We start from the raw sequence: 13,089 nt of genomic DNA, 5'->3' as shown, positions 1-13,089 counted from the left end.
GTCAGAAGGCCGCGTTGTAGATCAGTCCGGCGAGCGCTCCGCCGATCAGCGGGCCTGCCACCGGGATCCACGCGTAACTCCAGTCGGAAGTGCCCTTGTTCGGGATCGGCAGGAACGTGTGCACGATGCGCGGGCCGAGGTCGCGCGTCGGGTTGATGGCGTAGCCGGTCGGCCCGCCGAGGGAGAGACCGATGCCGACGACGAGCAGGGCGACGATCAGCACCAGCGTCCCGGACTCGCCGAGCCCCTCCGTCAGCCCGAAGGCGAGGATCGGCAGGACGAGCCCCACGGTCGCGATGATCTCCGTCATCAGGTTCGCGACGGGGTTCCGGATCTCCGGGACGGTCGAGAAGATGCCGAGCGTCGGCACCGGTTCGTCCGCCGTCCCCTCGGTGGTGCCGGTCTTGCGCACGTTGGCCTGGAACTGGGCGAAGTACGTGAGGTAGCACAGCACGGCGCCCAGCATCGCGCCGACGAACTGTCCCAGCACGTACACCCAGACCTTGCCCCACTCACCGGTGTCGACGGCGATCCCGAGCGTGACGGCCGGGTTGAGGTGTCCGCCCGAGAGCGGGGCCGCGGTGTACGCGCCGGCCAGCACGCCGAACCCCCAGCCGAACGCGATCACCACCCACCCCGCCGCCCGGGCCTTGCTGTACCTGAGGGTCACGGCGGCGCAGACACCCGCGCCGAAGAGGATGAGGATCGCCGTGCCGATGATCTCGCCGACGAAGATGTCTCCGTTGCTCATGACGGCTCCTAGGCCCCGGCCCGGGACGACCGGTCCCGGTCCGCACGTGCGGGTGCGCTTCCCATGGCGTCCTGCCCCGAGGGGGCGTGAGTGACGAGCGTGCCGTAGCAGCCGAACCGGCCGTGGGGGAGTGGACCTCGAAGCACAGGAGGACGCGCGCGACGCAGTGCCGGAATACGCCGAGATGTACGGCGATGTCGACTGACACCGGAAGTGTTCACCGGCACCCGCGGAGCGTCAAGGTGGCCGACCACAACGGTTCGTGAGCCGCACCACGGCCGTCCCGCGACAACGCCCGCCGGAGGGCGCGCCGCCCCTCGGCCGGTCTGTGTCGCTGCCCTCGGGGGGTGTTCCAGGTCAACTCCCGTCGGAGGGTAAGCCGCCTCTCAGCCGGTCTGCGTCGGTGCCCTCCGGGGGGTGTCGTGGGCGGGATTCCCGGTGGCGGGGATGTCCGGGAGCGGGTCCGGGGCGCTGTTCTGGGGGTGCTTGAGGCCAACTCCCGTCGGAGGGCAAGCGGCCCCTCAGCCGGTCTGCCCGCTGCCCCGGGGCTGTCCCGCGTGGATGCCCGCCCGCGGGGAAATCGCCCGTGAGCGGGTCTGCGCGGCAGCTCCCGGGGCCGGTCCCCGGGCGGGCCCGCCCGGGGAAGCTCTCCGTCAGCCCGTCTGCGCCGCCGCCCGGTTCGCCCCGCGCCGGACCTCGTGCCCCGGCACTCCCGCCCGGCCCAGCACCCAGCTCGCCCCGCCCAGAGCCTTCGCGGCCTCCTTCAGCGGGGCCAGACAGGCCGCCGCCTGCCGGTGGTCCGGCACGCTCCCGGGCCGACACAGGACCGTCGCCAGGGACAGCGTCACGGACCTCCCGCCGGCCGACCACGGCACGTCCAGCACGGAGGCGGCCAGCGGATCCAGTTCCTCCGGATCGGTGAGCACCAGGAAGTCGTCGCCACCGATGTGCCCCACGTGGGTGGACCCCGACGCCGACCGCAGCAGCGCCCTGCCGACCGCCCGGATCAGCTCGTCGCCCGCCGCGAACCCGGCCCGGTCGTTCACCTGCTTGAAGTGGTCCACGTCGAGCCAGCTCAGCGCGAAAGCCCGCCCGTCCGCGATCCGCCGGTCCACCTCACCCGTGATCGCGTCCGAGCCGGGCAGCCGGGTCAGCGGATTCAGCCCGGCCGCCTCCTCCACCCGGCTCTCGGCCAGCGCCCGTACGAGATCCGCGAGCCGTACGACGCCCACACACCGTCCGTTCGCGTCGACCACGGCGACGTCGCCCGACGTACGGCCCCGGCCGCCGACCGCCACGACGTCCAGCACCTCCCAGGCCGTCGCGTCGACGCCCACCGTCCGCGGCACGTCGCCGAGCTTGGCCGCGGGCCGGTCGGCGTACAGGGCGTGCCCGTAGCGCCCCGACATCGACAGGAGGAAACGGGACCGGTGCACCGACCGCACCGGAACCCCGTTCCGGTCCACGAGCAGCACCCCGGACACGTCCGGCGACCCGGTCAGCAGCGCCCGTACCTGCCCCGCCGACGCCGTCGCGGGCAGCAGCGCGGCCGGCCGCACGAACTGCCGCACCGACGGGCCCGAACGCCGGGCCGGCGGGACGCCGGGGGAGCCGGGCGGGACGTACACGTCCGCCGTCGGCAGCCGCGCGGGCGGCGCGAACAGTTCCCCCTGCGCCCACTGCGCGCCGGCCGACCGCGCGGCGGCGCACTGCGCCTCCGTCTCCACGCCCTCGACGGACAGCAGCGCCCCCAGCCCGTCGCAGAGCACCCGCATCGCCCGCACCGCAGCGGGCCGCGTCAGCAAAGAGGCGTCGAGCTTCACCAGCTCCGGCGCCAGGTCCGCCAGCAGCCGCAGCGGCGCGTCGCCGTCACCGACCCCGTCCGCACAGATCCGGAATCCCTGGCCCCGCACCGTGGACACCGCCTCCAGCAGCGCCCGCCGCGGCACGTGCGCGTACGGCGGGCAGACGTCCAGCGTGACCTCCCAGGGCATCCGCCCCGCCTCGCGCACGGCGTCGTACAGGGGCTGGAGACCACCGAGGTCGGCCAGCGTGCCCGCGAACACGTTGACGTGCAGGGGCAGCAAGGTCTCCTTGCGCACCGCCGCGCGGAACGCGGACACCGCCAGCCGGCCGTCGAGTCCGGGGTCGCGGCGGGCCTCGGCCAGGATGTCGCCGCTCTCCGGGCGGGCGAGTATCTCCAGCGCCGCGACCCCGCCGGTCATCAGGTTGACCACCGGTTGGAAGGCGAAGCGGAGACTGTCCGTCCAGGAGCGCACGGGAGCAGGATGGCGTCCCCGGCGCCCGACCGGGCCCAGTTCATGAGACGTTCACGCATGATTCCGAATCGCTCACGGAGCGTACGCGGGGCGTGCCGCCGGTCCGCCCACTTCCCCCGCACCGCTCCCGCCTGATAGATGCAGGGAACATGACACGTATCCCCACCGCGTTCCGTGGACTGGTCACCGCCCTCGCCGCCCTGGTCGCCGTGACCGCCGCCCCCGCCACCGCCCAGGCGAAGACCGAACCCAGGGCTCCCGAGGACTTCGTGTCCCTGAGAAGCGTCGACCCCACGATCATCCAGGAGATGCGCTACGTCACCCGGCACAACTTCGTCGGCGAACCGATCGACGGCTACCGACAGCGCCTGTGCATCCTCACCCGCCCCGCCGCCGAAGCCCTGCACCGGGCCCAGACCCGCCTGCTGCGCCAGGGCTACTCCCTCAAGGTGTACGACTGCTACCGGCCGCAGCGCGCCGTCGACCACTTCGTCCGCTGGGCCGAGGACCTCGACGACCAGCGGATGAAGGCCGAGTTCTACCCGGAGGTCGACAAGACCCGCCTGTTCGCCGACGGCTACATCGCCGAGAAGTCCGGCCACAGCCGCGGCTCGACCGTCGACCTCACCCTCGTCAAGCTCCCGGCCGAGCCGACCAGGCCCTACCACCCCGGACAGCCCCTGGTGCCCTGCTTCGCTCCCCAGGAGGAGCGCTTCCCCGACAACTCCGTCGACATGGGCACCGGTTACGACTGCTTCGACACCCGCTCCCACACCCTCGACCCCCGCATCCAGGGCGCCCAGCGCGCCAACCGGCTGCTGCTCAAGAACACGCTGGAGGACGTCGGCCTGGTGAACCTCCCCGAAGAGTGGTGGCACTTCACGTACAAGCCCGAGCCGTACACGGACACCTACTTCGACTTCCCGGTCTCCGCCAAGTCCCTCGCCGGCCGCCGCTGAGCCGCCTGCCGGAGCCGCCCGCCGAGCCATCGGATACAGTCCGCCGCGTGTCCGAAACTCAATCCTCCGTTCCCAACTCCGCGCCCGCCTCGCACTGTTCGAGCTGCGGATCGCCCTACGGAGAGGGCGTCTCCGGCTGGCCCCGCACCTGCCCGGCGTGCGGCACCGTGGCCTACCGCAACCCGCTGCCGGTCGCGGTCGCCCTCCAGCCCGTGTACGACACCCAGGGCACCGCCCTGGTCGTCATCACCCGAACCGTGTCCCCCGCGCGCGGGGGCGTCGCACTGCCCGGCGGCTACATCGACGACCGGGAGGACTGGCGGCAGGCCGTCGTCCGCGAACTCAAGGAGGAGACGGGCATCGACGTCGCGAGCCGCGACGTACGCCTGATCGACGCCATGAGCTCGCCCGACGGCCACCTGCTGCTCTTCGGACTCCTGCCGGAACGGCCGGCCGAGAGCCTCCCGCCCTCCGCCGCCACGAACGAGACCGAGGGCTGGCACCTGCTGCGCAGGGCGGAAGAGCTCGCCTTCCCGCTCCACACCCGGGCCGTACGGGCCTGGTTCGAGGGCCGCTACATCTAGCTGCCGCTACAGCTAGGTGCCGCTACATCTGGCTGCCGCTACATCTGGGGTGCCGCAACATCCGGCTCGCTGCTACCTGGGGGCCGAGCACTCCGCGAGCCCGCGGACGCGGACCGGGCGGGACGGCTCGCACACGCCGTCCTCGCCCTCCCGCTCCACCACCACCCGCCGACCCTCCCAACGCGAGCCGTACCGCTCGATCTCCGGTTCCTCCCAGCCGTCGCCCGCGTCCGGCACGACCAGTCCGCCACCGGTCCGCCCCCGCGCGGGAGCCCACACCTCCAGCACCGTCCCACCGTCCTCCCCGCGCACCGGAATCACGGCACCTGCGCGGGCGAACACCGGAATCCGCGCCACGGGAGCGTCGACGAGCACCTGCGCGGGCCCCTCGTACGCCCGCTCCGTCGCCGTGTCGTACCAGCGCCCCCGGGGCAGCCGCACCGCCCGGCGTTCCGCCCCCGGGTCCAGTACCGGCGCGACCAGCAGACAGTCGCCCAGCAGGAAGGCGTCCTCGCAGTCCCGCAGGGCCCGCTCCTCCGGCGTCGACCACCACAGGGGACGCACATAGGGAGCGCCCGTTCGCCGGGCCAGGTGCGCCAGCGTCACGAAGTACGGCAGCAGCCGCCGCCGTCCGTCGAGCACCACGCGCGCGTGCTCCAGTACCTCGGCACCGAACCCCCACGGCTCACCACCGCCCGCCGACCGGCCCCGCGTACGGAACAACGGCAGATGAGCCGCCAGCTGCAGCCACCGCAGATACAACTCCGGCGACTCACTCCCACCGCCGCCCGCATCCGGCCCCGCGTACGGCACCCCGCACAGCCCGAGCCCCGTCACCACCGCCAGCGAGGCCCGCAGTCCGGACCAGCCCGCACCCGCGCCCCCGGCCCACACACCGCCGTACCGCTGCATGCCGGCCCACCCGGAACGGGACAGGACGAACGGCCGCTCCCCGGGCGTCAGAGCCCGCAACCCCTCGAACCCGGCGCGGGCCATGCACAACGCGTACACGTTGTGGGCCTCCCGGTGGTCGCCGCCCCGGCCCTCCAGCGAGTGCCGCGCCGAAAGCGGCAACGTCGGCTCCCCGAACGCGGCGAACGACGTGGGCTCGTCCAGGTCGTGCCAGAACCCGGCGAAACCCCGCCCGAGCCGCTCCTCGTACCACCCGCCCCACCACTCGCGCACCCGCGCGCGCGTGAAGTCGGGAAAGACGACCTCCCCGGGCCGCGCCACCCCGCGCACGGGAGGCCCGGAGGCGTCCCGCACGAACACGTCCTCCTGCGTCCCGCCGTCGTACACCGCGTTGCCGGGCACGGCCGGGACCGCCGGATCGACGACCGACACCAGCCGGACACCGTCCCGGCGCAGCTCCTCCGCGAGGACGGGCAGCTTGGGGAACCGTCCCTCGTCCACGGTGAACACCTGCCGGCCGTCAAGATGCCCGGCGCCCAGGTGCACGGCGTCCAACGGCAGGTCGCGCTCCTGGAAACCGGCGACGACCCGCCGCACCTCCTGCTCGTCACCGGCACCCGACCGCGCGTGCTGGTGACCGAGCGCCCACGCGGGCGGCAGCGCGGGCGCCCCGGTGAGCGCGGCCCAGGCGAGCAGCACCCGCGCGGGAGTGCCCACCGCCACCCAGCACCGCAACGGACCCCCCTCCATCCGCAACACACTCCGCCCCGGCCGGTCGTGACCCGACCCCGCCCCCTCCTCGCCCTCCCGCAACGCCACCGTGCCGTCCCACGAACTGTCGTGGAACACCAGGTGCGTCCCCGCGTCCGCCACCACCAGCTGCACCGGCATCGCGACCGACGACCGGTCCTCACCCGGCGCGAAGCCCGACTCCCGGGTGCCGTTCCACAACCGGTACGTGCCCTCCCGCAGCCGGGGACCGCCGGACCGCCCGCCCAGCCCGAAGAAACGGGCGTCCGCCGCCACCTCCGACCGCAGCGTCCAGCGCGCCGGACCACCGCCGACCGGCTCCCACCAGCGCGGCGGCGCCTCCCGGCGCACCACCACACCCCCGGGCGTACGCACCTCGATCGCCCCGTGCCGGGAGACGGCCACCGTCGCCCGCTCGGCCACCACCCGCCAGCCGCCGCCCTTGTCCGGCTCCAGCACCGCCCGCGGGTCCGGTTCCGGGCAACGGCCCGCCAACGCGTACGACGGCTCCGGCCCGGCCCCGTCCCACCCCCAGAACACCGCCCCGTTCACGGCGACGAGAATGCGCAGCTCCGAGCGGGCGAACCGGACCGCCCCACCCCCGGGCCCGGGCTCGACCTCCCGCATCAGCCCCGGCACCCGGGCGCGCTCCGCACCCCGCGGCGGGAGCCCCGCGGCATCCGCCCGCCGCCTGCGCCACGCCGCCCGCACGGTACGCAACCCCTGCACAGCCCCCGCAGAACCGACCGCTTTCATCGAACGCACCAGGTCACGACCGTCCATGCTGCTCACCCTGCCACCGACCGGCACCCGCGCGGGACGCGTTCAACTGCCGTTCACCCGTGACGCCACCACATCTTCATGTCGCCGACTATGTGGGGCGCGCCCTGGTGCGGAAGTCGATCACATGGCATCGTCCCTGTCAGCCGCGTCACGCGCACACCCCAGCCCGTGCGCGGAGGACGCACACGACGCGCACAGTCCGGGAGCCGCCCATGTCGACCGTGAACCCCCAGCCGCTCTGGCAGCCGGATCCGCAACGCATCGCGCGAGCCCGGATCACCGCCTTCCAGGCCTGGGCAGCCGAACACCACGGCGCGCCCGCCGAAGGCGGCTACGCGGCCCTGCACCGCTGGTCCGTCGACGAGCCCGACACCTTCTGGCAAGCGGTCACGGACTGGTTCGACGTACGCTTCACGACCCCCTACGCGCGCGTACTGGGCGACCGCTCCATGCCCGGCGCCCAGTGGTTCCCCGGCGCCACGCTCAACTACGCCGAGCACGCCCTGCGCGCGGTCGCCACCCGCGCGGACGAACCGGCCCTCCTGTACGTCGACGAGACCCACGAACCCAGCCCCGTCACCTGGGCCGAACTGCGCCGCCAGGTCGGCTCGCTCGCCGCCGAACTGCGCGCCCTGGGCGTCCGCCCGGGCGACCGCGTCAGCGGGTACCTCCCGAACATCCCCCAGGCCGTGGTCGCCCTTCTCGCAACCGCCGCAGTGGGCGGGGTCTGGACCTCCTGCGCCCCCGACTTCGGCGCCCGCAGCGTCCTGGACCGCTTCCAGCAGGTCGAGCCCGTCGTCCTGTTCACCGTCGACGGCTACCGCTACGGCGGCAAGGAACACGACCGCCGCGAAACGGTCGCCGAACTCCGCCGCGAACTGCCCACCCTCCGCGCGGTGGTCCACATCCCTCTCCTCGGCAGCGAGGCCCCCGAGGGCGCGCTGGAGTGGGAAGCGCTGACGGCCGCGGACACGGAACCCGTCTTCGAGCAGCTGCCCTTCGACCACCCCCTGTGGGTGCTCTACTCCTCCGGCACCACCGGCCTGCCCAAGGCCATCGTCCAGTCCCAGGGCGGCATCCTCGTCGAGCACCTCAAACAGCTCGGCCTGCACTGCGACCTCGGCCCCGAGGACCGCTTCTTCTGGTACACCTCGACCGGCTGGATGATGTGGAACTTCCTCGTCTCCGGCCTCCTCACCGGCACCACGATCGTCCTCTACGACGGCAGCCCCGGCTTCCCGGACACCGGCGCCCAGTGGCGCATCGCCGAACGCACCGGCGCCACCCTCTTCGGCACCTCCGCCGCCTACGTCATGGCCTGCCGCAAGGCCGGCGTCCACCCCGCCCGCGACCACGACCTCTCCAAGGTCCAGTGCGTCGCCACCACCGGCTCCCCGCTCCCGCCCGACGGCTTCCGCTGGCTGCACGACGAGTTCGCCGCGAGCGGCGCCGACCTGTGGATCGCCTCCGTCAGCGGCGGCACCGACGTCTGCTCCTGCTTCGCGGGCGCCGTCCCCACCCTCCCCGTGTACATCGGCGAACTCCAGGCTCCCGGCCTCGGAACCGACCTCCAGTCCTGGGACCCCAGCGGCAAACCCCTGACCGACGAGGTCGGCGAGCTCGTCGTCACCAACCCCATGCCCTCGATGCCGCTCCGCTTCTGGAACGACCCCGACGGCAGCCGCTACCGCGACAGCTACTTCGACACCTACCCCGGCGTGTGGCGGCACGGGGACTGGATCACCGTCACCTCACGGGGATCGGTCGTCATCCACGGCCGCTCCGACTCCACCCTGAACCGGCAGGGCGTCCGCATGGGCTCGGCCGACATCTACGAAGCCGTCGAGCGGCTGCCCGAGATCAGGGAATCCCTCGTCATCGGCGTCGAACAGCCCGACGGCGGCTACTGGATGCCCCTGTTCGTGCACCTCGCCCCCGGCGCCGCCCTCGACGAGGCCCTGCTGACCCGCATCAAGCAGACCATCCGCGAACAGCTCTCCCCGCGTCACGTACCCGACGAAGTCATCGAGGTACCCGGCATCCCGCACACCCTGACCGGCAAGCGCATCGAGGTTCCGGTCAAGCGCCTCCTCCAGGGCACTCCGCTGGACAAGGCGGTCAACCCCGGCTCCATCGACAACCTCGACCTGCTCCACTTCTACGAGGAACTCGCCCGCAAACGCACCTGACCAGGCACTTCGCGAGCCGGCCACACATCCGGCGGCCGGCTCGCGACGCCTGCCCCGACGCCGTTGTCAGTGCCGCCGGTTACTGTGAGTGAGCATTGATCGACTGCGCACAGGGGGAAAGATGGCGCACACCGACCAGACCACGCGACGCGTCCTGCGCCGGGAAATCGCCGGCACCATCGGACTGCTCACCGACGAGCACGACTTCCGCGCCATGCGGCGCTACCGAAGTTTCACCTTCGACGACCACGCCGCCTATCTCCACCAGGTGGAAGCCCTGCTCAAAACACGCGCGTCACAAGGCACCCACACCACGATCGCCCTCTTCGACCCCGAGGAGTACGCCGAATTCTGCACGGCGGCGGGCCTCGACCCCGACGCCCCGGCCAGCCGCAGCCGATTCACCGCCGAACTCGCGGCCGACGGCCCCACCGTTCCCTACGACGGCCGGCCACTCGCCGACCTCCTCCCCGCTCTCGTCGACGAAGCGGTCCGCCAGGCCACCTGGGAGTACGCCGCCACCCTCCTCGCCCGCCTCGGCAGCTGCGCGACCTGCGGCGAGGACCTGGGCCGAGCCGCCTTCACCCGCGCCTCGCGGCTCCTCCTACGCGTCCTCGAGACCGCCCCACCGGGCAACCGCCACCTGGTCTGCAGCGTCTCCGGCTCCCCGGAGACCCTCGTCTCCGTCCTCCACGCCGACGACGAACTCGACGGCAGCCCGCACGTCGACGAGGCCGAAGCCCTGGAATTCACCAGCGTCCTCGCCCTCGGCCTGGCCACCCACAGCCCCGGCGGACTCGTCATGCGCGTCAGCACCCCGGGCGGCCCCGACCGCATCCACGGCTGGCGCCTGCGCGGATACGGCCTCGAACCCCTCACCGCCGGAGAGGTCTTCGACGCCTACTGCACCGACATCGAGTCCGGCGACCTCATCTCCCCGGAATCCAACGTCGACTACTGCGCGCCGCCCTACCTCGGAGACGACCACATGCCACCGGGACACCACCACTGAACGCGCGCGGGGCGCCCCACCCGAAGGTGGAGCGCCCCGCACCGCGGCCACGCAGACGGCCTCGCCCGGCCCTACTCGCCGGACAGCACCGCCTGAGCGGCGCTGCGCGCCTCCTCGGCGCTCTCCGCCGCCCGGGCGGCCGCCGCCGCACGCTCACACTGAGCCAGCGTGAACTTCGCCAGCGTCGCCCGCACGTACGGCAGTGACGCGGCACCCATGGAAAGGGAGGTGACGCCCAGACCCGTCAGCACGCACGCCAGCAGCGGATCCGACGCCGCCTCACCGCAGACACCGCAGCTCTTGCCCTCGGCCTTCGCCGCCTCCGCGGACAGCGCGACCAGGTCGAGCAGCGCCGGCTGCCACGGGTCCTGCAGCCGGGACACCGCGCCCACCTGACGGTCGGCCGCGAAGGTGTACTGCGCGAGGTCGTTCGTCCCCAGCGACAGGAACTCGACCTCCTGCAGCACCGAGCGCGCCCGCAGCGCGGCCGACGGGATCTCCACCATCGCGCCGAACTTCGCCCGCAGCCCGGCCTCGCGGCACGCGTCCGCGAACGCCTTGGCGTCGGCGCGGTTCGCCACCATAGGGGCCATGACCTCGAGGTAGACCGGCAGGCCCTCAGCCGCCTTCGCCAGCGCGGTGAGCTGCGTGCGCAGCACTTCCGGGTGGTCCAGCAGCGTCCGCAGCCCGCGGACACCCAGCGCGGGGTTCGGCTCGTCGCCCGGCGTCAGGAAGTCCAGCGGCTTGTCCGCGCCGGCGTCCAGCACCCGCACGACGACCCGGCCCTCCGGGAAGGCTTCCAGCACCTGGCGGTACGCGGCGACCTGCTTCTCCTCGGACGGCGCGTTCTTGCTGTCGTCGAGGAAGAGGAACTCGGTACGGAAGAGACCCACACCCTCCGCACCGGCCTCGACCGCGGCGGGCACGTCGGCGGGGCCGCCGATGTTCGCGAGCAGCGGCACCTTGTGACCGTCCGAGGTCGCGCCCGGCCCCGTCGAGGCGGCCAGCGCGGCCTTGCGCTCGGCCGCCTCCGCCGCCATCCGCGCCTTCTTCTCCGCACTGGGGTTCACGAAGATCTCACCGGTGCTGCCGTCCACGGCGACGACCGTGCCCTCGGGAAGCTCCCCGGCACCGGGCAGCGCGACCACTGCGGGCACGCCGAGCGCCCGCGCGAGAATGGCGCTGTGGCTGGTCGGCCCGCCCTCCTCGGTGACGAAACCGAGCACCAGCGTCGGGTCCAGCAGGGCCGTGTCCGCCGGCGCGAGGTCGCGCGCGATGAGGACGTAGGGCTCGTCGCTGTCCGGTACGCCCGGCATCGGCACTCCGAGCAGACGCGCGACGATACGATTCCGCACGTCGTCGAGATCCGCCACACGGCCCGCCAGGTACTCACCGGCACCGGCCAGCAGGGCGCGATAGGCGGCGAAGGCGTCGTACGCCGCCCGCTCGGCCGTGCTGCCGACGGCGATCCGCCGCTCCACGTCCGCCATCAACTCGGGGTCCTGGGCCATCATGGCCTGCGCCTCGAGCACCGCCTGGGCTTCGCCCCCCGCCAGATTGCCGCGCGCCATCAGATCGGCGGCCACAGCCTCCACGGCCTTGCGGGCGCGCCCCTGCTCACGCTCGGCGTCCTCGGCCGGAATCTGCTTCGCCGGCGGTTCGAGCACCGCCGTCCCCATGTGCCGAACCTCGCCGATCGCCACGCCGTGGCTCACACCGACGCCTCGCAGCGTTGTCTCCATCTCACCCGTCCCGATAATGCGGCGGGTCCCGCCGCCGCGGTGGTTGTCCTGCCAGCCGTCCTGCGACGGCGCCGACGTCACTTCCAGAGGAAGAGACTCTCGCCGGCCTTCACCTCGCCGTCCTCACGCAGCTCGGTGAGGGCCTCGGCGGTCGCTTCGAGGGCCACGATCGGACAGACCGGCGACTTGCCCGCGGCCTCGACGGCCGCCGGGTCCCAGCGGACCACGCCCTGCCCGCGCACGACGGTGTCCCCCTTGTTCACCAGCAGCTCGAAGCCCTCACCGTTGAGCTGCACGGTGTCGATACCGAGGTGGGTGAGAACGCCGTGCCCGCTCTCGTCGACCACGACGAAGGCGTGCGGGTGCAGAGAAACGATGACCCCGTCCACGGGGGCCACTGCCTCACCGGCCTCCCGGACGGGGTCGATGGCGGTACCCGGGCCGACCATGGCCCCGGAGAAGACGGGATCGGGCACGGCGGCCAGTCCGATGGCACGTCCTGCGAGCGGGGACGAGACGGTGGTCATGGGAAGCCTCCCAGGGGCGGGGATGTATATGGGCCGTCACTGCCTGTCCCGGACGGCGCACTGTGCAGCAGGGTATGTCATAGGAAGTACCGGTTCCGCATGAGTGTTCCGATTAGAGGTCTAGACCACACTCGCCACGGATTTGCACCCGTTCCGCGGCCCCGTGTAGAGTCGTTACTCCTGCCTGGGAGTGAGCGACGCGAAGCAAGCGTCCTCGCAACGGCAGCATCCAACTCGTCAGATCCTATCGCTGGATCACCTTCTGCATGCCCGCAGGACGGTGGTCAGAAGCACCGGGAAAGCCTGATAGTGTTGGAAACACCGAAGGGAAGCGCCCGGAGGAAAGCCCGAGAGGGTGAGTACAAAGGAAGCGACCGTTCCTTGAGAACTCAACAGCGTGCCAAAAGTCAACGCCAGATATGTTGATACCCCGTTACCAGCCATCAGGCTGGGACGAGGTTCCTTTGAAATAACACAGCGAGGACGCTGTGAACGGTCGGATTATTCCTCCGACTGTTCCGCTCTCGTGGTGTCACCCGATTACGGGTAAACATTCACGGAGAGTTTGATCCTGGCTCAGGACGAACGCTGGCGGCGTGCT

9 protein-coding genes are annotated in these 13,089 nt (G+C 72.3%); 4 read left to right on the top strand and 5 right to left on the bottom strand.

The features are described 5' to 3' along the window. Position 1 precedes the first annotated feature (1 nt). Together KUM03_RS34870 and KUM03_RS34865 are read right to left on the bottom strand one after the other, a co-directional pair. Positions 2-751: an MIP/aquaporin family protein gene (locus tag KUM03_RS34870; RefSeq protein ID WP_217254572.1), complete on the bottom strand. Its 750-nt coding sequence runs from the start codon at positions 749-751 to the stop codon at positions 2-4. Positions 752-1,404: 653 nt separating this feature from the next. Further along, positions 1,405-3,030, bottom strand: a complete 1,626-nt coding sequence (locus KUM03_RS34865) for a GGDEF domain-containing protein (RefSeq protein WP_217254571.1) — start codon at positions 3,028-3,030, stop codon at positions 1,405-1,407. Positions 3,031-3,179: 149 nt separating this feature from the next. Between KUM03_RS34865 and KUM03_RS34860 the strand changes: the two genes are divergently transcribed. Both KUM03_RS34860 and KUM03_RS34855 read left to right on the top strand, forming a co-directional pair. Then, positions 3,180-3,989, top strand: coding sequence for a M15 family metallopeptidase (locus KUM03_RS34860; RefSeq protein WP_217254570.1), 810 nt, complete (start codon positions 3,180-3,182; stop codon positions 3,987-3,989). Between the two features lie 47 nt (positions 3,990-4,036). Continuing rightward, positions 4,037-4,573, top strand: a complete 537-nt coding sequence (locus tag KUM03_RS34855; protein WP_217254569.1) for an NUDIX domain-containing protein — start codon at positions 4,037-4,039, stop codon at positions 4,571-4,573. Positions 4,574-4,645: 72 nt separating this feature from the next. Here KUM03_RS34855 and KUM03_RS34850 read toward each other — a convergent pair whose 3' ends face one another. Next, complete coding sequence (locus tag KUM03_RS34850) at positions 4,646-7,018, bottom strand: glycoside hydrolase family 31 protein (RefSeq protein ID WP_217254568.1); 2,373 nt, start codon at positions 7,016-7,018, stop codon at positions 4,646-4,648. Between the two features lie 212 nt (positions 7,019-7,230). Here KUM03_RS34850 and KUM03_RS34845 point away from each other — a divergent pair, with 212 nt between their 5' ends. Both KUM03_RS34845 and KUM03_RS34840 read left to right on the top strand, forming a co-directional pair. Beyond that, a complete protein-coding gene (locus KUM03_RS34845) occupies positions 7,231-9,207 on the top strand; it encodes an acetoacetate--CoA ligase (protein WP_217254567.1) in 1,977 nt (658 codons plus the stop codon). Between the two features lie 121 nt (positions 9,208-9,328). Then, a complete protein-coding gene (locus KUM03_RS34840) occupies positions 9,329-10,219 on the top strand; it encodes a hypothetical protein (RefSeq protein ID WP_217254566.1) in 891 nt (296 codons plus the stop codon). Between the two features lie 71 nt (positions 10,220-10,290). On the opposite strand, the gene ptsP is transcribed toward KUM03_RS34840, so the two are convergent. Continuing rightward, positions 10,291-11,961: a phosphoenolpyruvate--protein phosphotransferase gene (gene ptsP / locus KUM03_RS34835; RefSeq protein WP_217254565.1), complete on the bottom strand. Its 1,671-nt coding sequence runs from the start codon at positions 11,959-11,961 to the stop codon at positions 10,291-10,293. 77 nt (positions 11,962-12,038) lie between these two features. Further along, the gene (locus tag KUM03_RS34830; protein WP_073730720.1) at positions 12,039-12,488 is read right to left on the bottom strand and encodes a PTS glucose transporter subunit IIA; all 450 of its coding nucleotides are present in this window, start codon (positions 12,486-12,488) and stop codon (positions 12,039-12,041) included. Positions 12,489-13,089 lie beyond the last annotated feature (601 nt).

Source organism: Streptomyces sp. AC602_WCS936 (assembly GCF_019049125.1).
Lineage (GTDB): Bacteria > Actinomycetota > Actinomycetes > Streptomycetales > Streptomycetaceae > Streptomyces.
This window is presented reverse-complemented; position numbering and strand designations above follow the sequence as displayed.